This is a genomic window from Winogradskyella sp. SM1960 (genome assembly GCF_020179375.1).
In the GTDB taxonomy this organism is placed as follows: Bacteria; Bacteroidota; Bacteroidia; order Flavobacteriales; family Flavobacteriaceae; genus Winogradskyella; species Winogradskyella marina.
Map to the genome: position 1 here is coordinate 1391220 of NZ_JAICBG010000001.1, position 22775 is coordinate 1413994.

The window sequence follows — 22775 nt, forward strand, 5'->3', positions numbered from 1 at the left end:
GCCAACTGAATACTGATTTACTGACCACTATTTATGGTACTTCGATCTCGTTTACAATCTTATTGATAATATCCTCAGAAGTGATATTTTCTGCTTCAGCTTCATAGGTGATTCCAATTCTGTGACGTAAAACATCATGCACTATTGCACGTACATCTTCTGGAATAACATAACCTCTTCGTTTAATAAAGGCATAACATTTAGCAGCAGTCGCTAAATTAATACTACCACGAGGAGACGCTCCAAAAGAAATTAATGGTTTTAAATCTCCTAGTTTATATTTTTCAGGATAACGTGTAGCGAAAATAATATCGAGGATATATTTTTCAATTTTCTCATCCATATAAACCTCTCTAACGGCATTTTGAGCACTTAGAATCTGAGCGATAGACACCACAGGATTTACTTTTTCGTAAGCGCCTTTTAAGTTAGCTCTTACTATTTGTTGCTCATCATCTATGGTTGGATAATCTATTACTGTTTTTAGCATAAAACGATCCACTTGCGCTTCTGGCAAAGGATATGTTCCTTCTTGTTCAACCGGATTCATAGTTGCCATTACTAAGAATGGTTTAACTAAACCAAAGGTTTCGTCACCAATAGTAACTTGTTTTTCTTGCATGGCTTCAAGTAATGCCGATTGCACTTTTGCAGGTGCTCTGTTAATCTCATCTGCTAAAACAAAATTGGCGAAGATTGGACCTTTTTTAATAGTGAAGTCATTCTCCTTCATATTAAAAATTAATGTACCAACCACATCTGCAGGTAATAAATCTGGTGTAAACTGAATTCTACTAAATGTTGCATCAATTGCTTTAGAAAGCGTATTAATTGCCAATGTTTTTGCTAAACCGGGAACACCTTCCAATAAAATATGACCTTGACCTAATAAACCGATGAGTAACCGCTCTACCATATGCTTTTGCCCTACAATTACCTTATTCATTTCAAAGGTTAGTAAATCTACAAATGCACTTTCTTTTTCTATCTTTTCATTAATTGATTTAATATCAACTGTACTCGTTTCTTCCATTATTTAAGGATTTAAGATCAAAACTATTTTATATACCATTTCTGAAATAACTCCAACAAATGGTTTCGTAATTTTTAGAGGATGCAAAGTGTTAAAATTTTTTCTTAGTTGCTGTTAACAATTGGTTAAAAAAAAGAAAGAGTAACACCGAAGTATTACTCTTTTTATATGTATTAATCATGGATTAGGATAACTAATATTCAAATTGTCTTATTTCTGTATATATTTTTGGGTTTAAAATCATCATGCTTTCATTATCATCAAACCATATAGATTCATCGATATCTAGGTTTATACTTATATCGTAAAGGTGATTTCTTTCTAATTCTGATGTCACTAAGTTAGAAGGAGTTGCATTTCCTTTTTCTTTAATATCTAAACTAACTAAAACTTCATTTATATCCATAAAATTATTGTCACCAAGAACAAGTCTAATTTCAAAAATATGCACTGGTTTTATCTCAAAATGATCTACTAAAAGCAACTCAGAATCATTATTTAAACCACTGACGTTATGAATACCAGCATCCATAAGATCTAAGCTCACCCATGCACTTGGCACATCTACATCTTCTTTTACTCTTACTTCAATAGCTTCAATATCTAAGAAAACGGGATTGAGATTCTTTGTCGCGCTTTTTAGACTCACTGAAACTCCTGCTAAATGTTCATCGTTATTTAACTCTTCTTTTGAACAGCTAGTAGTGCACAGTAAGACAATACATGCGAAAGTAACTATTTTTAAAATGTGTAAATGCTTCATGATTTGGGTTGTTGAATAAATACAGTTCAATGATACCGTAATCGTTATGTTTTGACTATTTTTATGCATGAATTGCAAAAAAATCCATATAAACTGAAAATAAAGTGAAATATTCTCGATTAATTGCAGGTACTATGACCTGGGGAAGCTGGGGAAAACAACTCTCAAAAAAAGAAATGCAATCTTTAATAAACTTCTGCATTTCTAATCACATTACCACTTTTGACCATGCTGATATTTACGGCGCTTACACCACGGAAACCGACTTTGGTAAGGCATTTAAAGACTCTGATATTAAACGTGAAGACATTCAATTGATATCAAAATGTGGTATTCAAGAACAATTTGGCGGCCGAAACAATACCGTTAAACACTATGACTACAATAAAGATTATATTATTTGGTCTGTTGAAGAATCGCTAAAACATTTCGAAACCGAATATTTAGATGTCTTGTTATTACATAGACCGAGTCCATTAATGGTTGCTGAAGAGATTGCTGAAGCGATTACGATTCTAAAAAAAGACGGTAAGATTAGAGATTTTGGCGTATCTAATTTTACACCATCGCAAATGGAAATGATTGGCTTACGAATGGATATTGATGTTAATCAGATAGAATTTTCGCTAACCGAACATTCAGCAATGCACAATGGCACCTTAGATTACATGCAAACTTGCGGTATTAAACCAATGGCTTGGTCACCTTTAGGTTCCGTATTTAAAGACGATAATCAACAAACTAGACGCGTACACAAACAGCTTGGCGCATTGACGGATAAATATAATGCTACAAAAGACCAATTGTTATTGGCTTGGATTATGAAACATCCATCTCAAATTCATCCGGTTGTAGGAACAACCACCAAAGAACGATTAAAACGTGCCGTTGAGGCAACAAAAATTAATTTGGAACTTGAAGATTGGTTTTTGATCTTGGAATCTGCGCAGGGCTGTACGGTACCTTAACTGATTCTTCCGAACGTAGAACTCTCATGATTTTAAAAACATAACATTCAACCAAAATTAGATTCCTGCCTCGCAGGAATGACAGACGTATGAAAAAAACAGCCCTAATCACAGGCGCAACAAGTGGCATTGGCAGAGCGACTGCTCACGAATTTGCAAAACACGGCATTAACCTAGTATTGTGTGGACGCAGGCAAGAACGCTTAGACAGTGTACAACATGCGTTATCTGAAGAGACTGACGTTTACACCTTAAATTTTGATGTACGCGATAGAGATCAAACATTTAAAGCTATTGCTTCCTTGCCAAAAGAATTTCAGAACATCGACATTCTCATTAATAATGCTGGAAATGCACATGGTTTAGACCCAATTCAAAATGGAAGTTTAGACGATTGGGATGCCATGATGGATATTAATGTAAAAGGGTTGCTCTATGTGAGTAAAGCCATTATTCCCGGAATGACAGAGCGCAAATCAGGACAAATAATTAATATTGGCTCTTCTGCAGGAAAAGAAGTGTACCCCAATGGAAACGTCTATTGCGGCAGTAAACATGCCGTTTTAGCCATTACAGAAGGCATGCGCATTGATTTAAATCCCTTTGGAATTAAAGTGGGTGCTATTAATCCTGGTTTGGTAGAAACTGAATTTTCCGAGGTAAGATTTAAAGGAGGTGCAGCGGCAGATAATGTCTATAAAGGTTATAAAGCGTTGCAAGCGAAAGATGTTGCGGAGGTCATTTATTTTGCCGTGTCTCGACCTGCTCATGTGAATATTGCAGATGTATTGATGTTTTGTACAGCTCAGGCTAATTCAACAACAGTAAAGAAATCTTTATAGTTTCTTTACTGCTGTTAAATATTATTTATTCTCATTAATTATTTTTTATTGCTACACCATGGCACATTATCGTTCATTTGAAGATTTAGAAGTTTACAAAAATGCTACAGTATTTTGTGATGATATTTGGGATATCATTACAAATACACCTTTACAAAAAGACTATAAATTGAGAGAGCAAATTAATGGTTCTTCTGGTTCAATTATGGATAATATCGCTGAAGGATTTGGTAGAGGTGGAAATAAAGAATTTATTATGTTTTTAAGTTTCTCACGAGGTTCTTGTGCAGAAACCAAATCGCAATTATTGCGTGCAAAAAACAGAAATCATATTTCTGTCAAATTATACACAGAGCTTAATTCAAAAGCTGACAACCTAATTGAGCAACTTTCAAAATTTATGAATTATTTAAAAAAATCTAATCGAAAAGGGCCTAAGTTCGATTAAGTCCTAATAAATAATAACAATAATTAATAGCCAATAGGCCTTGATTAACAAAAGACTACTCATAAAAAATTTACTTGCTCACAATGATGAGAACAGCTTTTATGACAAAAAACGAAAAATCAATATTAGTCAGAAAGAAGGGAAAGCTAAGTTTCTAAAACATATCTGCGCACTATCCAATAGCAACCCTAAAAATAATTCATACATCGTTATTGGTGCAGAAGACAAAGACAACACTATTGTAGGTGTCGATTTTTTTGATGATAGTAAAATTCAGAACCTTATAAATGCCTACCTTCAAAACCCTCCAATAATACAATATGAAAACATCCCATTTCCGCATTTACCAGAACATAAAGTTGTAGGTTTAGTTACCATAAGACCTATTGATAGTATAACATCACTCAAGAAAAATATTTGGAAATATTACGGTGGATCCGTGTTTTTTAGAGATGGCAGTATAAGCATGCCTAAAGTGTTTGATATTGAAATAAAAGACGTCAATTCTAAAATTGTTGCTGCCATAGAAAACCATGCCCAAAATAATATTGAATTGACTTTAGATGGTGTTTTCGATTTTATGAATAAACGACAAGACTTTAATCCACAGTACAAAGTTTTTAAAGAATACTTTGTTTTATGCTGGTCGGGTGCCAAAAAACAAGTTAAAGATAAAGTCTTCTTTTCTAGAGTAGATATAAAACTCATAAACGAACAGGTTCTCTTATTTTATTCCGCTTTAGATGACGTAGCCATTTCCTATACAGAAGACTCCTTTAAAATAATTGAGTATGTAAGACTTGGATTATATAATTCTTATAAATACTATAAACTCGAAGAAAAAACGATACGGTTTAACGATAGTGCTAATTACACTATCGAAGCCAACCTCATTTTTGAACCACCTCAGTTCGACAAAAAAGTATTGCACCACATTTACAACACTAATAACGCTATTTTAGAAAAACTAAAAAACAAACGTAAATTATCTCAAATTGAACTTGAGGATCTTAAAAATTTGGCCGCAAGTTACCTTATTTGTTTTCTTAATGGATTTGATGATGCCTTACCGCAACTGGAGCAAGCAAAACCTTATATAAAAAAACACGGAATTAATTTATATAACTCTTACAAAGAAACTATACGAATTCTTAGAAAAGTCAAATACAATTAAATAGCGCTATTTATACAAAAAAATAGCACCTTCACACATATCTCACTCCTAAGTATCAATCATTTACTAAGTTTGACTTTGGAAACCAAAACTATCAATGCTAATTTCCTACCAAACGGCAATGCTTACTTATTCATTTTGTTAAGTAAGCTTTGATTACGCTTTTAGCACTAATATTCTTTTGGTTTTTTAAGAAACGAACATGTGTTGACTTGTTCAAATAATATTATATAAACTTAAAAACAAAAAAAAATGAAATCACTCTTCAAAAATTACAAATTAGTTTTAGTAGCACTTTTAATTGTGCCGTTAGCAGCGTGCTCAAGTGATGATGACAGCATTAATGAGCCTACAGTAACAGAACTTATAATACAAAAATGGTATTATTACAAATTGGAGGATCCGAACGCAACACCACCAGCCGAAGTGATACTTAGTGACTGTAAACAAAACAACTCGCTTCATATCTTTGATGACGGGACCATAGAAGATAAATCTTTTAACCTTTACAACGACGAATGTCAATTGACAAATGTTCATAATTTAACCTATGAAATAGATGAAAACAATCAGTACATGACAGTAGTGGATGACAACGACTACACACAGCAATTAGAAATAATTTCTGTAACAAGTAATAGTCTTGTTTTGGCTGGTGAAGATGCCATATTGCATTTTAAGAGATAGGCAGGTATACTATGAATCCAATTGAAAAAGCAGATTAAGCATTATTATATTTTAAATTATTATTTAATCGATAATATTAGATTTTCATCCGTATTTTAACACACTTTATCGATAACACATAATAATTGCTACTGATTATACATTTTTTTCGACCATTCATCATATATATTGTAAATCGAGCAAAATATTAACCATATTTGTAGTGCTATTAATCAATTACCAAACCTTGTTTCTCTAAAGCCATGTGCTAAAAATTGGAACAAGGTTTTTTTTATGCTTTTAAATAAAATCTAATAGCTTTTGTTGGTTAGGGATAATACCTTCAGCAGACACCTCCATCCATTGCGAAAGAATTGTAGCATAAACGGATCTAAAATCTATACTGTACTTTAAATCACCATTCGCATCTAAATCACTCAAACTGGCAAGTTTATTATAAAATCCGGCTGTCTTCAAGTTTTTCCCAATAACAAAAACATTATTAGCAGAACCATGATCTGTTCCGTTTGCTGCGTTTTGTTTTACACGTCTTCCAAATTCCGAAAAGGTTAAAATCAGCGTATCTTTAAAAGTGTCGTTTTGTTTTAAATCTTGCACAAAAGCCGATACACTCTCTGAATAGTGCGTTAATAATCGCGCTTGTTTGTTTATTTGGTTCGCATGCGTATCAAATCCACTAAAAGAGGTATAAAACACCTTAGTGTCTAATCCGGAATTAATGAATTGGGCAACATTTTTAAGTTGTTTTGCAAATTTATTTTGAGGATATATTTTATGCGATGGCTTTACCTTGGTGTTTTCAAAAATATAATTAGCAGACGATTTGGCTTCAATCATTGTTTGGTACAAATAGCCCAAATTATGCTCACTTAAATGAGCGTCATTATAGTGGTTAATGACATTTTTAAAATAAGGATCTTTTGCCGTGTTGTAAAGTACTTTATAATCGTTAGTTGCAATGCCATTAAGGTGTTCTCCCTTCATCGCTAAACTAAGTTGCTCATCCATTTCCATAGCATTGTAGGGTTGTTTGCCATACTGATCTAAATAACGACCTATCCAACCACTTTGCAAATATTCATCTGATCCACTTGCAGTTTGCCAAATATCCATAGATCTAAAATGTGAACGAACCGGATTGGGATAACCAACGTTATTAATGATAGATAATTCGCCATTATCAAACAATGGTCTTAACGGGTTTAAACTAGGATGAAAACCCAAATCGTCAGTCAGTTTTATAAGGTCTTTCGAAATTGCTAATCGCGGTCTTGCATTGTAATATAAATCGTTGTTATGTGGAATTATAGTATTTAAGCCATCATTTCCACCAGCCAATTGCACAATAACTAAGCGTTTATAACCCAAGCGTTCTGATGCTACAGTCTCAAACGCTTTCACAAAATTTGGAACAAAAAACAAGCTGCTTGCTAAGGCTGAATTTTTAATAAATTTTCGTCTGTCCATAATTAACACATTTGATATTCTGGTATTGACATGAGCTGAATACAATACGCTTGTTTTGAAGATTTATTAAGTATTTTTAAATAATCTAAAGTGCCTTTATTAATCTTCCCTTGGATGATATGGTCTTGAAGTTGTTCTGTTTTGGTCAATTTAAAATGCTCTTCAAAAACATCCCATTTCGGAACCGTTTTAAACGGTCGTTTTCTCTTAGTATTCTTGAAGAATTGCTTCCTAAATTCATCCTTTTCATCAAATGCGATAAACCCACTATTCAATACTACAGAAGGCAATTTTAAGCGAATCATTATGGTATTGGCATCAATCCATGCTTTATCACCCTTCCAACCAGCTACATTTGGAGGATCTAATAAGGTTTGACCTAAGAGTTTTTGAATTTTAAGTAGATCCTTTTCCTTTTCAAATGTCACAGGAACGGTTTTTGCCATGCCAACCACATAATCTATAGGCGATTTTATTTTTGCACCAATATTTTCCTCATCATAAAACCAATCAGAAAGAAACACAAAACGCATTAAGTTTTCAATATTATAATCTTTAAAAAATACCTCAGTCATAGCGTCGATATGTTTTTTATTTGGTTTTGGGTTTACAAAATAGCGGTAGATTTTATCTGAAATAAACTGTGCACATTGCTTTTCTGCTAATATGATATCTATAATATCGTCACCATCATGTTTTCCTATCCTGTTAAAAAATAATTTTGATTCATAGTCATGTTGCAACTTTCTAAAAATAAAATTGCCTTCAAAATCGTGACTATATCCTGTAAAAGCCCGAGCACTTTCTTTAATATCTTTTTCAGAATATTCACCTTCTCCAAGTGTAAACAGCTCCATTAACTCGCGTGCAAAATTTTCGTTAGGTCTATTTTTCCTGTTTTGTTTTCCGTTTAAATACCTCAGCATTGCGGCTTCTTTAGAAATGGCTTTTACAAAAGTTTTAAAATCTCCTAAAGCAAAGTATCGAAGCGTATTATTGAAATGTTGGGCGTACAAAGGATTCCGCTCTCTGCATACAAAATGATTGGCCCAAAACAACGTCATCCGTTCTCGGAGTAATTCATTTGGATTCATTAATCGTTTTACCCAAGCACCATTGAGCTCTAAAATTTTCTTTACTCCTTTTTTGCGAATTTCTTCTGCTAATTCTGGAAAGGTTTTTAAATCAATGGGCTTAATACCATGCAAATAGGATAAATCAATGTCTATTGGTGTATAAGCTTGAGAATCGACAAACAAATCTTCAACTACTTGTGCTCTGTTTTTAGGCATAGAGTTCTGTCTATTCGGATTAATTCCGAAACCAGCGCGCCAATATAAATGCTGAAGTTCTTGCTGTGTCATATATTTAAGACTCAATAATTTGCAATTGGTTTAATTCAAAAAAAAACCGCCTCAAATAGAAACGGTTATTATTACTTATTATTCTTTAAGTCATTTTTTAGCTTATACATTAATTCAAAAATCGAGATATTAAATCACGACTTCCAATAGTAAAAACGAGACCGATACCTAGGGTGCTATATTTTCCTTTTCTAAAGAAATCTTCTAATTGCGATGGTGCATCAATATTTGTTTTGCTCACATTATACGCATAATCGAAATAGATCATAAAATGTTTCGCCAACTCATAATGAAGATATAAGCCATAGCGATTTAACCTGGCAGAATCATGTTGTTCTGCAATATCAGACGTTCTAAATCCTGAATTTTTATAATTCAAATCACCATCTACAGCAATATTAAGACCTAGTCTTAAGTTTTCAGCTGGTAGAAATTCGTAACCTAAATAAACATAATTTTCAGCAATTCTAGATTTTCTATAACTTCCTAAAAGCTCTTGGTTTTTCACATCAAAATAACTGGCTCCTGTTGCTAATCCGATAAATAAATGCTTATACACATACATTTGAACTTTAAAGTCTATGCCTGACTTTCCGCTTAGACCTTCTCCCATAAAGTTGTCACCACTTGTAAAAGGTTTACGACCTCCTATCGTTATAGCAAAAAAGCGTTGACGATCCTCTGAATCGAAAAACGTGCTGCTAGACTCGGATTGTGATTCACTTTCGTTAAGATTGTCTTGTGCAAAACCAACTGAAGCACACAAAAGCAAACTAATAACTAAGCTCGTATTAATAAGTAAACGTAAAGTCATAGCTATCTTGATTAATAGTGATTAATTCCGTTATTTCAGGTTCGTCATTTATAGAGTATGTAAACTCAATCACTTCGCCCAATGGAAGCCTAAATGACCATTCATTATCAGGGTTATTATCATTGAGCAATTGGCCTATCACACGCTCTTGATAACATAAACTTTGATATTCATTGAGTGTTGTTCCTTCATAATACTCTAAACAAAAACCTTCAACATATTTAAAACTATATCTAAGCGTATTGGATTCACCACTTGTTTTAACCATATTATAATTAAAGGTGGCAGTTTTTTTTAAGCTTACTGTTTCCAGATTGAAAGTTAAATCTGTTGGCGTATAATTTATAGTGTTGGTTTTATAAACATAAGTACTATACTTGTCACCGCCATCAATTTCAATAGCAAAATCTTCATCTCCATCATATAGTGAAATAACAGAGAAAGCACCATCAGAATTACTGTAGCCTTCTCCTAAAACATACTGATTCTCTCCTTCGCTGTAACTACTCCTTCTAGTTTGAACACTAATTTTTGCATTTGAAACAGGTAAGTTATTTTGATCAATTATGTTTCCTTCTACTAAAATCCTGGTATCGTCTTCTAGGTGAACCTCGCAACTCACTACTGTTAACAGCACACAGCACAATAAAAAGAATCTAATTAGTAGTTTCATAACATGAAATAGATTGGTTTTTAAGTAGATACAATTTGTAAGAAAACGTTGCGTCTTACAATGTTAAAAAATAAAGCCACATCTTTCGATATGACTTTATAATATTTATAAATTTAAGCTTTGCTTAAAGATTAAATTTAATCCCTTGGGCTCATGGTAATACCACTATTATAAACAAAATTGATATTTGTTTTTATGTTGCACTACTAACCCATTCATATTCCATGTACAAAATAACAGTTGCCCATTCTCCATTTGGTGTATAAAACTCTTTTTCCAAAGTTAAATACACTATTCTGTCTTCCCATGTAAAATCTATGAGCTTGGCTTGATACGTTAGCATAAAGTCTTCTTCATATTCATTGGGCACCAACGCAACACTTTCATTTTGTGAATTGATGTTTAATTCCCTACGAACATCCTTATGCCTTAAACAATTAGAATACTCTTGAAAATTATTATAATGATCAGAATAAGGAATTTCAAAATCTATATATTGGATATTTACTTTAATTATAGTACACCAGTAGGACTCTAAATGTTTCGACATATTACAATATTCAACCTCTTGAAAAAGATTAGTACCTGCTATACCATCACCATTTAAATCAATAGGGTTTTCAAGATAGGCTGCTCTGAGTTGATAGCGCCCTAACAATTGATCTAAATAGGCTTGGTTTTCAGGTTTGCCCTCATCATCTTTAGCGCATGAAATGGATAAACATAAAAATAATAGTAATGCTATTTTTTTCATCATAAGTAATTTAGTATTTTATAATGTAATTATTATTTATGTTTGACTACTAGCCCATTCATATTCCATATATAGAGTAACAGTTGCCCATTCTCCGTTTGGCGTATAAAACTCTTTTTCCAAAGTTAAATACACTATTCTGTCTTCCCATGTAAAATCTATGAGCTTGGCTTGGTATTCCATTAGCGCAAAATTATCTTGAAACTCATTTGGAACCGTTACAACACTTTCATTTTGTGAGTCTATACTTAAATCCGAACGTATATCTTTAGCTCTTAAACAATTAGAGTGATTTTGAAAATTATTATAATGATCGGAATATGGAACATCATAAATCATAGACTGAATGTTTCTTTTAATAATAGTACAATCATAAGACTCTAAATGTTTGGACATGTTGCAATAGTCTACTTCTTGAAAAAGATCAGTACCCACTATACCATCACCATTTAAATCAATAGGGTTTTCAAGATAGGCTGCTCTGAGTTGATAGCGCCCTAACAATTGATCTAAATAGGCTTGGTTTTCAGGTTTGCCCTCATCATCTTTAGCGCATGAAATGGATAAACATAAAAATAATAGTAAAGTTAATTTTTTCATCATAATTAATATTAAACTCAAGTTTAAAATCTATTAAAAAATAATTAAAAACTCCTTATAAAGGATGTTAAAACTTTAATTTTCAGAAAAATAACAAAACGCACAAAACAAATATTAATGTACTATTTTGAGACAAAAAAAAGCCACATCTTTCGATATGGCTTCATAATAATTATAAAAATTTACCTTAGCTTAAAGGTCAAACTTAATGCCTTGTGCTAAAGGTAATTCATCAGAATAGTTAACCGTATTGGTTTGTCTTCTCATGTACACTTTCCAAGCATCAGAGCCAGACTCGCGTCCACCACCTGTTTCTTTTTCACCACCGAATGCTCCACCAATTTCAGCACCAGAAGTTCCAATGTTGACGTTAGCAATACCACAATCTGAACCTGCATAAGACAAGAACTTCTCTGCTTCTTTCATTTCATTCGTCATGATGGCAGATGATAAACCTTGCGCCACACCATTTTGTTGTTCAATAGCATTTTCAACATCGCCAGAATACTTCATGATGTATAAAATTGGCGCGAATGTTTCGTGCTGTACAATTTCATAATGATTTTCGGCCTCAATAATTGCTGGTTTTACGTAGCATCCACTTTCGTAACCTTCACCTTCTAAAACGCCACCTTCAACTAAAACGTTTCCACCTTCAGCTTTTGCTTTTTCAATAGCCGCTAAATACGTATTTACAGAATCCTTATCGATTAATGGTCCAACATGATTATTTTCATCTAATGGATTTCCAATTTTAATCTGTCCGTATGCACCAACAATAGCATCGCGTACTTTATCATAAACCGATTCGTGAATAATTAATCGACGTGTCGATGTACAACGTTGTCCACAAGTCCCAACAGCACCAAATACAGCACCAGGAACAACCACTTTTAAGTCGGCCGTTGGTGTTATAATAATGGCATTGTTTCCTCCTAATTCTAATAATGATTTACCAAAACGTTCAGCGACTGTTTTTCCAACAATACGTCCCATTCTTGTAGAACCTGTAGCAGAAATAAGTGCCATTCTAGGATCTGTTGTCATCATTTCACCTACTTTGTAGTCTCCGTTGATAATACAAGAAATACCTTCTGGTAAGTTATTTTCTTTTAAAATGCCTGCGATGATATTTTGACAAGCCACAGAACATAGCAATGATTTTTCAGACGCTTTCCACACACAAACATCACCACAAATCCAAGCTAAAGCAGTGTTCCAAGACCAAACGGCTACTGGGAAGTTAAATGCTGAAATAATCCCAACAACACCAATAGGATGCCATTGCTCTCTCATAACGTGACCAGGACGTTCCGATGGAATGGTTTGCCCATTTAACTGACGTGATAAACCAACAGCAAAATCACAGATATCAATCATTTCTTGAACCTCTCCGTAACCTTCTTGTAAGGATTTACCCATTTCATAAGATACCAATTTCCCTAAAGGTTCTTTTAAATCTCTTAACTTATTACTAAACTGACGTACAATTTCGCCACGTTGTGGTGCTGGCACATCTCTCCACGTTTTAAATGCGCTTGTTGCGGCATCCATCACTTTGTCGTAATCTGCTCTTGTGGTTGATTTTACTTTACCTATTAATTTCCCATCTACTGGTGAATACGATTCAATAATATCGCCATTAGAAAAATGGTTTGAACCTGTAGAAGTCCCTTCATTTATATCTTTTACACCTAACTGTTCTAAGGCTTCTTTTATTCCGAAATCGGTAGCAACTGCTTCCATATTTGCTTATTTTTTATGAATTATTAAAATTTTATGCGAAGTTACTAATAAAATGTCAGTTAGTCGAAGTGTAACTTCCCAATATTATGTAACTTTAAAACGACTATAGATTCAAGAATTAGCGACATCAAAATCTATAAATAAATTGAGAATTAAAGAAATTCGGTTCACCAATAAAGACGTCATTGATGATATTGAAAACGTAATGTTCACAATTTACAAAGAACTACGCGCTGGCTCTCTTTAGGAATTAAGGGTTATCGCAAACGCATTATTAATACTATTTTATTATTTTATAATCTACATCTTAAATTTCATGAAATCACTCATTCCTTTTACACTTGTATTCTTACTTTGTTTTGCCTGTAATAATGAAAACAAAACCACTGACGCTTTAATAGAAAGCGAAGTTGAAACAAAAATTGAAAAACCAGAATTCGCCATTGTCATTCACGGAGGAGCAGGTACAATCCTAAAAAAGAACATGACTTCAGAACGAGAAGCGGCTTATAAAGCAAAACTAGAAGAAGCCATAAGAGTTGGCTATAACATTCTAAAACAAGGTGGAAGCAGTCTTGATGCGGTTGAAAAAACCATAAATGTTATGGAAGACTCTCCGCTTTTCAATGCAGGTAAAGGAGCTGTTTTTACAAATGCAGAAACCAACGAATTAGATGCTTCAATAATGGACGGAAAAACTCTAAATGCAGGAGCTTCTGCTGGCACAACTACGGTAAGAAATCCTATAAATTTAGCACGTACAATTATGGATAAGTCAGAACATGTTATGCTATCTGGGAAAGGTGCTGAAACCTTTGCCAAAGAACAAGGCTTAGAGATTGTAGATCCAAATTATTTTTATACTGAAAACCGATTTAAGTCACTACAACGTGCAAAAGACCGAGAAAAAATAGAACTAGATCACGATGACCAAACAGCGTTTTACGATCCAACAATAAAAGATTCTAAATTTGGAACAGTCGGCTGCGTTGCGCTAGATAAAAATGGAAATTTAGCAGCCGGAACATCAACAGGAGGCATGACCAACAAACGTTATGGTAGAATTGGAGATGCACCAATTATTGGATCTGGCACTTATGCCAATAATGCAACCTGCGCAGTATCGAGTACAGGTTGGGGAGAGTTTTTTATTCGTGCGCAAGTCGCCCATGATATTTCTGCTTTAATGGAGTACAAAGGGTTGTCATTACAAGAAGCTGCACGCATAGTTATTCAAGAAAAAGTACCAAAGCTTGGTGGTAATGGAGGCATTATAGCTGTAGATAAAGATGGCAATATGGTTATGGAGTTCAATACGGCTGGTATGTATCGCGCCACAATGAATGACAAAGGAGAGTTGGTCATTGGGATATATGAGAAAAAATAAAAACGTCAATACAAGATAAATCTCTTAAAACAGAAAAACCCTAATTGGGTGATTTACATAAGGATAGGCCCGTTTCCAGATAGTAAAAAAAATAATCATTACAGTGGATTCCGGCCTTCGTAGGAATGAAAAAATAAAACCAAACTTTCTCTACAAAAACAATCTCAATAACATTAACTCATCTGCGTATAATTCTTAACTTTATGACCAATTTAACAAAGCCCTAAAGTCTAAACGGTTAAAAACCTCCGTATTTATTTAACAAGAAAGCACTTACCTTTGCTTGTCAATCGAAACTTTTACTTAAATCCATCAGCAACATGAACATCAAAAAGCACCTCATCCTACTCCTAACTCTAGCATTTGTATTTTCATGTAAAAAAACACCTGTAGAAACCGATAACATTTTTAAGTATCGCGATTATATTAGTTACACCACTTCTGGTTTAGTGTCAGTTGCAGATCCCATAAAAATTAGCTTGTCAGATACGGTTAGCGGATGGGAAATGGATAAAACGTTGCCAACCGAATTGATTAAAATTACACCTCATGTTCAAGGCCAATTAAAAGCTATGAACAATCATACTTTACTATTTACACCAGATGAGCATCTAGAATCCGCAACAGAATACACCATAAACGTAAAGCTAAGTGACATTTACAAGACTGTTCCGAAAGCATTTGAAGAATTTACCTTTCAATTCAAAACTATCACTCCGAGTTTTAATATTATCACCCAAAACCTTCAATCCTACAGTAAAGAATGGCAATATCTCTATGCACAATTGCGCTCTGCTGATGTAATATCGCTCGAAAACGCCAAAAAATTAGTATCTGCCTCTCAGAACTCTAAAAATTTAAATTTAGTATGGAATGAAGCTACGGAACAATCAAAATTCTTCGAGTTTAAAATTGATAGTATCAATCGATTAGTTGAAGATAGCAAAATTGATATAAAATGGGATGGTTCTGCCATCAATGCCGATAATGAAGGTGAAAATTTCATCAGCATTCCCGGAAAAAATAACTTTGTTATCGTAAGTACTGAGGTGGTTCAGAGTCCTGAGCAATTCTTATCCCTTAACTTTTCGGATCCTTTAGTGAAACAGCAAAATTTCGCAGGATTAGTAGCGCTTCAAGGCGTTAAAAACCCAAAATATATTGTGGATGGCAATGTGTTACGTGTGTATCCAGATCATAAATTAGTTGGAGATATTCAAGTGGATGTGTTTCAGGGCATCAAAAACACCGATGGTTTCAAGCTGAAAAAACCATTTTCAGAACTGGTCACATTTGAAGAATTAAAACCTGAAGTTAGACTCATTAGTAATGGCAGTATTCTTCCAAATTCAAAAAACCTAAAATTCAATTTCGAAGCCGTTAATTTGAGTAAAGTCGATGTGCGTATCATTAAAATATTTGAAGATAATGTCCTTCAATTTTTGCAAAGCAATGCGCTATCGAGCAATAATGATCACGCCATAAAACAAGTGGGACGCCGCATTGCCAAAGAGACCATCACGTTAATTCAAGATGAAAACCAGAACACCGGAAAATGGAAAGCCTACAGCATTGATTTATCTAAATATCTTAAAGCAGATCCTGGTGCTATTTATCGCGTAGAATTGAGCTTTAAAAAGGATTATTCATTATATGACTGTGATTCAAACGCCGAAACGACGAATATTGATGAAGACGATTACTACGATGATTATTATAGCGACGATTACTACACTTCTGAAGACCTTTCTGAAGAAGAAGAAAACTTGCGCGAAGAACGCTATTGGGACAATTTAACCTATAGCTACCGCAACACCAATTACCGTTGGAGAGATAGAGATAATCCTTGCACAGATTCGTATTTTAACTACGGTAATCGCATAGTGGCACAAAACTTAATCAGTTCAAATCTCGGTGTTATTACCAAGCAAGGAGCTGATAACACCTACTTATTTGCGGTGACTAATATCCTTAATACTAGTCCGGAAACTGGTGTAAAAATCACATTGTACAATTACCAACAACAAGAATTAGCAAATGGCATCACTAATAAAGAAGGTATGCTTAAAATTGATGCTAAACACAGAGCAGCCTTTGCGATTGCCACAAAAGGCAGCAATGTCAGTTATATAAAACTACAAGATGGGTTATCATTATCATTAAGTAAGTTTGACGTTTCAGGAAACAAATTACAACGTGGACTTAAAGGTTACATCTACGCAGAACGTGGAGTTTGGCGACCAGGAGATAGTTTGTTTTTAACCTTTATGTTGAATGACAATGCGAACAAATTACCAAAGCGTCATCCTGTAAAATTAGAAATCACAGATCCTGTGGGTAAACTAGTTTACAGAAAAATCTCTATTGATAATCTAAATCATTTTTATGATTTTATAGTACCAACTTCAACAGATTATAAAACCGGGAACTACAACGCCAAGGTTTCTGTTGGAGGTGCTACATTTTCAAAAAATCTAAAAATTGAAACGGTAAAACCAAACCGATTAAAAATTAAAATCGATTTTGAAAACGACATCTTAACCAATAACGAACCACTTCAAGGAGACTTAAATGTGGCTTGGTTACATGGTGCACCTGCAAAAAATTTAAAGGCTGAAATAAAAGCAAAATTCACATCATCGCATACCAGTTTTAAAGGTTATAAAAATTACGTTTTTAACGATCCAACCCGAACATTTAATTCTGAAGAAACCAATGTTTTTGAAGGGAATTTAGATGCCGAAGGCCATGCGACCATCAATTCAAAATTGAATATTGGTAAAAATGCGCCTGGCATGTTAACGGCTCAATTCCTAGTGAGAGCTTTTGAAAATGGTGGTGATTTTTCACTCGATGCTTTCACCATGCCATATGCTCCTTATGAAAGTTTTGTAGGGCTGCAATCGCCAGAAGGCAACAATTACGGATCTTATTTTACAGATGAAAACCACACGTTTGATATAGCAACCGTTACCGCTGAAGGAAAACCTATTAAAAGAGAACAATTAGAAGTAAAAGTTTATAAAATTGAATGGCGTTGGTGGTGGAATTCCTCTTACGACAATCTGTCGAGTTACGTATCGAGCAATTATCACAGACCAGTGCAGTCGTTTTCAGTAAATACTGATACGAACGGCAAAGCGAATTTCAAACTAAAAATTCCAGAAGACGAACGTGGCCGTTACTTAATTCGTGTGGTAGATCCTGTCAGTGGTCATGCCACAGGAAGAACGGCTTACTTCTACAAAAACTGGTGGTCTACAAATCCGACTGGTGATAAAGAAGCAGCTAAAATGTTAGTCTTTTCTACCGACAAGGAAAATTATAATGTTGGCGATACCGCAAAATTAACCTTCCCTTCAGGTTCGGAAGGTCGTGCGTTAGTAAGTATAGAAAATGGTTCGGAAGTATTGCAACACCAATGGGTAAAAACCAATCCAGGAGAAACCACGGTTGATATTCCTGTGACGTCTGAAATGGCACCAAACGTATTTATTAATATTTCGTTATTACAACCACATGCCATTACATCTAATGATTTACCGATTCGTTTATATGGTGTAATTCCGATGATGGTGGAAGACCCATCCACAAAATTAGAACCAGTAATCAACATGCCAGATAAGATTAGACCTGAGCAATCTTACGACATAAAAGTGTCTGAAAAGAACAACAATGCTATGACGTATACGATTGCTGTTGTCGAAGAAGGCTTATTGGATTTAACCCGATTTAAAACACCAAACGCATGGGACAGTTTCTATGCACGTGAAGCTTTAGGTGTAAAAACTTGGGATATTTTTGATGATGTTATTGGCGCTTATTCGGGTAGTATTGACCAAGTTTTTGCGATTGGTGGAGATGGTAATGCTGCTGCAGGAAAAAACAAAAAAGCCAACCGATTTAAACCTGTAGTAACCTATTTAGGGCCTTTCCTTTTAGATAAAGGACAAACCAAAACACATCAACTCAAAATGCCAAATTATATTGGAGCAGTAAGAGCGATGGTCGTTGCTGGTAACAATGCTACGGAAGCTTATGGAAGTACAGACAAATCGGTTCAGGTAAAACAACCGTTAATGGTCTTGGCAACCTTACCTCGTAAATTGAGTCCTGGTGAAAAAGTAACATTGCCTGTAACGGTTTTTGCTATGGAAAACAAAGTGAAGAACGTCAACTTAGCTTTAAAACTAAGTGATGGCATTACCGTGAAAGGCGAATCGTCACAATCACTTAAATTCGATAAACCTGATGAAAAAATGGTCTATTTTGAATTGGACGTCACCAAAGCCAAAGGCATCAATACGGTTGAAGTCATTGCTACAGGAAACGGAGAAAAATCCACCTACAAAGTAGAGATTGATGTGGAAAATCCAAATCCATTTACGTCTAAAGTCAGTGACCATGAACTTGAAGCAAATGCCCAGCAAACTGTTGACGTAACAACGTTTGGAGTTGCAGGAACAAATTCGGCAACGGTAGAATTTTCAACCTTGCCACCAATGGATTTCACTGGTAGATTACAATATCTTATTCGTTATCCACATGGTTGTTTGGAGCAAACGACTTCAGGTGTATTTCCTCAATTATTCTTGGCAGATATCTTTGATTTAACCGCGAAGAAAAAGAAAGAAATCCAGAGCAATATTGAAAGTGGTATTAAACGTTTAGGCAATTTCCAACAACCAAACGGAGGCATGAGCTATTGGATGGGAGAAAACACGACTAATGACTGGAGCACCAGTTACGCTGGTCACTTTATGATTGAAGCTGAGAAAAAAGGCTTTGTATTGCCATTAACATTTAAAAGCAATTGGATTGCCTACCAAAAACAAGCCGCCAGAAATTGGAGACCAAGTTATCGTGTGTATCATTCCGATTTAGCACAAGCCTATCGTTTATATACCTTGGCTTTAGCGGGTAGTCCAGATTTAGCAAGCATGAACCGCTTACGTGAATTTGAAGAAATTTCAAACGAAGCCAAATGGCGATTGGCAGCAGCCTATGCCTTAGCAGGACAACAAGAAGCGAGTGATGCCATTTCTAAAACCGCAAATATCGATTTTCAACCACCAAAATCTAATTATTACACTTATGGTTCGGTGGACAGAAATAGAGCGATGGCTTTAGAAACCATGATTATCACTGGTAATCCTAAAGCTAGAGATTTAGCAAAATCGATTGCCAAGGATTTGTCGAGCGACCAATGGATGAGCACACAAACCACAGCGTATAGTTTATTAGCTATGGGAAAAATGGTCATTAAAAACGGCGGAAAAGATTTAAAATTGTCTTACAGTATTAATGGCAAATCTGAAACTATAGATACCAAAAATGCCATTGCACAACGCGATATTCCTATTAATGAAGGCAGCAACCACATTAAAATTACTAACAAAAAAGACAATTTGGTTTACGTGAGAGTTATAAGTTCTGGAAAACTGAAATTAGGTGAAGAATTGGCTGAACAACGTGGCTTCACGATTTCCACCATTTACAAAGATTTACAAGGCAATAAAATAAATGTGTCCAACCTGAAACAAGGTCAAGATTTTGTGGCAACGGTTAGTATTTCGAACTTAACACGAGATTATGTTCACGATGTGGCCTTGACGCAAATTTTCCCATCTGGTTGGGATATTGTAAACACCAGATTTACGGCTTTTGGAGATACAACGGTGAGTCAAGCCAGATATACAGATATCAGAGATGACCGCGTCAATTTCTATTTTGATATGAATCCGAAAGGCGAACATGGCACCAAAACATTTACCGTTTTATTGAATGCATCCTATTTAGGCACCTATTATTTACCAGGCACACAAGCCGAAGCCATGTATGATAATGATTATTTGGTGCGAAATAAAGGCGAATGGATTACTGTTGAGAAGTAACCAGAGGAGACCTGACAGGTTTTTAAAACCTGTCAGGTCTAACTAACCAAGAAAATCAATACTAGAGAAGTAACAAAGACCTCGCAGGTCCATAAAACAATTCTCGTCAGTTCGAGTGATTCTGACCTTTTCGTCAGAATTGTATCGAGAACCTATTTAACTTAAAACGTTTCTCGACATATATTTCAAGCTCACAAAAGCTTAAAATTCACTCAAAATGACAACACTATAAAAGCTACTAAAACTATTCCGATAACAATCGGAACAGCATAAACTAAATACTTGTCGGTCGACAGACAAGAATCCTAGAAAACAAACCGCTAAAATGTTTAACCTTAAATTTAAAAATTATGAACAATCTAAAACAGATTTTAGCGATCGGAATGTTACTTTGTGTAGCATTAGTAACAGCACAACAAAATGCTTACGTAGCAGCAGAAAGCGGTTTATCCCTTAGGGACCAACCCGATGTCAATGGAAAATTGTTGACCAAACTAGCTTATGCAGAAGCCATAGGTGTTATTGAAACCACGGACAAAAAATTGGTCATTCTAGATGGCGGAAAAAAAGTCACTGGCGAATGGGTAAAAGTAGAAACTCGAAACCATATTGGATACGTGTTTAATGGTTATTTGTCGTCGACAAAAATCTCTAAACCTATCCGTTTACATTTAGATCAATTGGATGTAGAAATCAAAAATCTAGCAACGAGCGACTATAAAAGAACGCACAGTTTAAAAAACCAAGATTCCACAACCATTAATGTAGATATAGGAGCTTCACCTGAAAGAAAAAAAATCGTTCTTTTTGACAATGATTATAAGCACGTGAGTATTTTTCAGCGTTATGAAAATAGTATTTCATTTATGAGCGCAGATGCGCAGTGCGATGCTAAGGATTGGAAACATTTTGATTCGGAATGGAAACCACTAAAGCAAATCACATCCAATACTTTTGAAACCTTAGCTTATACAGAAAACGATTGGAAGACGTTTATAGACACATCTGTTGATGCCTTAAAAACAGAAGTCATTGACCAATGTGGTGCAGAATGGCTAAATTACTTTAAGACTATAGACAATGTAAAAGATCGTCCTGTTGGTGTATCAACAAATCGTGTGTTTTTAAAACTTATCTTAACTGATTTTGAAGATAATATCACAGAAAAAATCATTGAATTTGATATCCCTAAATGTTAATTGTAGCTTACATTATAAATGAGCTACGATTGGTATCATTAAAGGGGTAAGTACTAAAAATAATCTTGGGAGGATTGTCCCCTTGAGGGGACTTTAGGGATGTTTTATTTTTAAGAACTTACAGGATAATTTAAACGAATGAGATTCTCACTTTCGTGGGAAATATGCAGATGCGTAGTGCGATGCTAAGGATTGGAAATATGAAGACTGATAAATTGAAGTAAGACCTGACAGGTTTTTGAAACCTGCCAGGTTTAATTTAAATTACCCTATCGCTTCAAAGAGAAATGCGCTCTAAACTCTTTACGCTCACCATTGCTTGGTTCGTCGTATTCTACTGTAAACCAATAGTCGCTCGTTGGCATCGCTTTACCATTATAAGTCCCATTCCATCCGTCGCCATCTGGACTTATTTGCTTTAACAACTTTCCGTAGCGATCAAATATATAAATTTTTGCATTACTTCCAACACCTTCAATGTTCCAAGTTTCATTATTTCCATCTCCATTTGGTGTAAAATATAATGGATAATCGATTATAAATTTTGATACGGTAACTAATCCACAGCCATTCTTGTCTCTTGCTGTGATCTCATGTTCTCCTGAAGATAAGTTGGTAAATGTCCCTTCGTCTTGCCATGGCCCTCCATCTAAACTGTATTCATACACTCCAATTCCGCTTGCTACAGCTTCGATAGTGTGGTTATCTGCAAAGGCTTGTGTTACTAGTTCTACGTTTACACTTGGAGGTTCGCTTTCTATAACGTCTGTTGTATCTATACGAGTACAATTGGTCACTGTGGATGTATTCAGGTCTGTAACAAATACACTATAACTTCCTTCTTGACTTGGCATTAGACTTGGCGCTGTGGCTCCTGATATGATTGTGTTATTATAACTCCACTCAAAACTATAATCTGCTGCAGATAAGCCTGTGTCTATCACTAATGGGTCTAATATCTC

General features: G+C 34.7%; 18 protein-coding genes. 8 read left to right on the forward strand and 10 right to left on the reverse strand.

Annotation, left to right across the window (positions count from 1 at the left end):
- Positions 1 to 31: 31 nt before the first annotated feature.
- Positions 32 to 1033, reverse strand: coding sequence for an AAA family ATPase (locus K1X16_RS05935; RefSeq protein WP_195872514.1), 1002 nt, complete (start codon positions 1031 to 1033; stop codon positions 32 to 34).
- 193 nt (positions 1034 to 1226) lie between these two features.
- Complete coding sequence (locus tag K1X16_RS05940; protein WP_195872515.1) at positions 1227 to 1796, reverse strand: DUF4382 domain-containing protein; 570 nt, start codon at positions 1794 to 1796, stop codon at positions 1227 to 1229.
- A 104-nt stretch (positions 1797 to 1900) separates the two neighbouring features.
- Here K1X16_RS05940 and K1X16_RS05945 point away from each other — a divergent pair, with 104 nt between their 5' ends.
- The 5 genes from K1X16_RS05945 (at position 1901) to K1X16_RS05965 (ending at position 5915) form a co-directional block, all read left to right on the forward strand.
- Complete coding sequence (locus K1X16_RS05945) at positions 1901 to 2764, forward strand: aldo/keto reductase family oxidoreductase (RefSeq protein ID WP_225035394.1); 864 nt, start codon at positions 1901 to 1903, stop codon at positions 2762 to 2764.
- Between the two features lie 89 nt (positions 2765 to 2853).
- Complete coding sequence (locus tag K1X16_RS05950; protein ID WP_225035395.1) at positions 2854 to 3606, forward strand: SDR family NAD(P)-dependent oxidoreductase; 753 nt, start codon at positions 2854 to 2856, stop codon at positions 3604 to 3606.
- Between the two features lie 58 nt (positions 3607 to 3664).
- Entirely contained in the window at positions 3665 to 4054 is a 390-nt protein-coding gene (locus K1X16_RS05955) for a four helix bundle protein (protein WP_195872517.1), read from the forward strand.
- 40 nt (positions 4055 to 4094) lie between these two features.
- Positions 4095 to 5228, forward strand: a complete 1134-nt coding sequence (locus tag K1X16_RS05960) for an ATP-binding protein (RefSeq protein WP_225035396.1) — start codon at positions 4095 to 4097, stop codon at positions 5226 to 5228.
- A gap of 252 nt (positions 5229 to 5480) precedes the next feature.
- On the forward strand, positions 5481 to 5915 hold the full coding sequence (locus K1X16_RS05965; RefSeq protein WP_225035397.1) for a lipocalin family protein: 435 nt from the start codon (positions 5481 to 5483) through the stop codon (positions 5913 to 5915).
- Positions 5916 to 6194: 279 nt separating this feature from the next.
- Here the strand turns inward: K1X16_RS05965 and K1X16_RS05970 are convergent, their stop codons facing one another.
- The 7 genes from K1X16_RS05970 to K1X16_RS06000 form a co-directional block, all read right to left on the reverse strand.
- Complete coding sequence (locus tag K1X16_RS05970; RefSeq protein ID WP_225035398.1) at positions 6195 to 7382, reverse strand: DUF1501 domain-containing protein; 1188 nt, start codon at positions 7380 to 7382, stop codon at positions 6195 to 6197.
- A gap of 2 nt (positions 7383 to 7384) precedes the next feature.
- On the reverse strand, positions 7385 to 8746 hold the full coding sequence (locus tag K1X16_RS05975; RefSeq protein ID WP_225035399.1) for a DUF1800 family protein: 1362 nt from the start codon (positions 8744 to 8746) through the stop codon (positions 7385 to 7387).
- A 109-nt stretch (positions 8747 to 8855) separates the two neighbouring features.
- Positions 8856 to 9560 (reverse strand): hypothetical protein, encoded by a 705-nt coding sequence (locus K1X16_RS05980; protein WP_225035400.1) that lies wholly within the window; start codon positions 9558 to 9560, stop codon positions 8856 to 8858.
- Complete coding sequence (locus tag K1X16_RS05985) at positions 9538 to 10233, reverse strand: carboxypeptidase-like regulatory domain-containing protein (protein WP_225035401.1); 696 nt, start codon at positions 10231 to 10233, stop codon at positions 9538 to 9540. The genes K1X16_RS05980 and K1X16_RS05985 overlap by 23 nt, the downstream gene beginning before the upstream one ends.
- A gap of 193 nt (positions 10234 to 10426) precedes the next feature.
- On the reverse strand, positions 10427 to 10990 hold the full coding sequence (locus K1X16_RS05990; protein WP_225035402.1) for a hypothetical protein: 564 nt from the start codon (positions 10988 to 10990) through the stop codon (positions 10427 to 10429).
- A gap of 33 nt (positions 10991 to 11023) precedes the next feature.
- Positions 11024 to 11608: a hypothetical protein gene (locus K1X16_RS05995; protein ID WP_225035403.1), complete on the reverse strand. Its 585-nt coding sequence runs from the start codon at positions 11606 to 11608 to the stop codon at positions 11024 to 11026.
- A 171-nt stretch (positions 11609 to 11779) separates the two neighbouring features.
- Positions 11780 to 13333: an aldehyde dehydrogenase family protein gene (locus K1X16_RS06000; protein WP_225035404.1), complete on the reverse strand. Its 1554-nt coding sequence runs from the start codon at positions 13331 to 13333 to the stop codon at positions 11780 to 11782.
- 316 nt (positions 13334 to 13649) lie between these two features.
- Here K1X16_RS06000 and K1X16_RS06005 point away from each other — a divergent pair, with 316 nt between their 5' ends.
- The 3 genes from K1X16_RS06005 (at position 13650) to K1X16_RS06015 (ending at position 21813) form a co-directional block, all read left to right on the forward strand.
- Positions 13650 to 14720: an isoaspartyl peptidase/L-asparaginase family protein gene (locus tag K1X16_RS06005; protein ID WP_225035405.1), complete on the forward strand. Its 1071-nt coding sequence runs from the start codon at positions 13650 to 13652 to the stop codon at positions 14718 to 14720.
- Positions 14721 to 15040: 320 nt separating this feature from the next.
- Positions 15041 to 20614, forward strand: coding sequence for an alpha-2-macroglobulin family protein (locus tag K1X16_RS06010; protein WP_225035406.1), 5574 nt, complete (start codon positions 15041 to 15043; stop codon positions 20612 to 20614).
- 350 nt (positions 20615 to 20964) lie between these two features.
- Positions 20965 to 21813 carry an SH3 domain-containing protein gene (locus K1X16_RS06015; RefSeq protein ID WP_225035407.1) on the forward strand — a complete coding sequence of 283 codons (849 nt, stop codon included), beginning with the start codon at positions 20965 to 20967 and terminating at the stop codon, positions 21811 to 21813.
- A gap of 269 nt (positions 21814 to 22082) precedes the next feature.
- On the opposite strand, the gene K1X16_RS06020 is transcribed toward K1X16_RS06015, so the two are convergent.
- The coding region (locus tag K1X16_RS06020; RefSeq protein WP_225035408.1) for a T9SS type B sorting domain-containing protein at positions 22083 to 22775 on the reverse strand (693 nt) is incomplete at its 5' end.

Bases quoted from the DNA above. Each gene is read 5' to 3' on its own strand.
- K1X16_RS05935 (WP_195872514.1), bottom strand. From the start codon at position 1,033: ATGGAAGAAACGAGTACAGTTGATATTAAATCAATTAATGAAAAGATA.
- K1X16_RS05940 (WP_195872515.1), bottom strand. From the start codon at position 1,796: ATGAAGCATTTACACATTTTAAAAATAGTTACTTTCGCATGTATTGTC.
- K1X16_RS05950 (WP_225035395.1), top strand. From the start codon at position 2,854: ATGAAAAAAACAGCCCTAATCACAGGCGCAACAAGTGGCATTGGCAGA.
- K1X16_RS05955 (WP_195872517.1), top strand. From the start codon at position 3,665: ATGGCACATTATCGTTCATTTGAAGATTTAGAAGTTTACAAAAATGCT.
- K1X16_RS05965 (WP_225035397.1), top strand. From the start codon at position 5,481: ATGAAATCACTCTTCAAAAATTACAAATTAGTTTTAGTAGCACTTTTA.
- K1X16_RS05970 (WP_225035398.1), bottom strand. From the start codon at position 7,382: ATGGACAGACGAAAATTTATTAAAAATTCAGCCTTAGCAAGCAGCTTG.
- K1X16_RS05975 (WP_225035399.1), bottom strand. From the start codon at position 8,746: ATGACACAGCAAGAACTTCAGCATTTATATTGGCGCGCTGGTTTCGGA.
- K1X16_RS05980 (WP_225035400.1), bottom strand. From the start codon at position 9,560: ATGACTTTACGTTTACTTATTAATACGAGCTTAGTTATTAGTTTGCTT.
- K1X16_RS05985 (WP_225035401.1), bottom strand. From the start codon at position 10,233: ATGAAACTACTAATTAGATTCTTTTTATTGTGCTGTGTGCTGTTAACA.
- K1X16_RS05990 (WP_225035402.1), bottom strand. From the start codon at position 10,990: ATGATGAAAAAAATAGCATTACTATTATTTTTATGTTTATCCATTTCA.
- K1X16_RS06000 (WP_225035404.1), bottom strand. From the start codon at position 13,333: ATGGAAGCAGTTGCTACCGATTTCGGAATAAAAGAAGCCTTAGAACAG.
- K1X16_RS06005 (WP_225035405.1), top strand. From the start codon at position 13,650: ATGAAATCACTCATTCCTTTTACACTTGTATTCTTACTTTGTTTTGCC.
- K1X16_RS06010 (WP_225035406.1), top strand. From the start codon at position 15,041: ATGAACATCAAAAAGCACCTCATCCTACTCCTAACTCTAGCATTTGTA.
- K1X16_RS06015 (WP_225035407.1), top strand. From the start codon at position 20,965: ATGAACAATCTAAAACAGATTTTAGCGATCGGAATGTTACTTTGTGTA.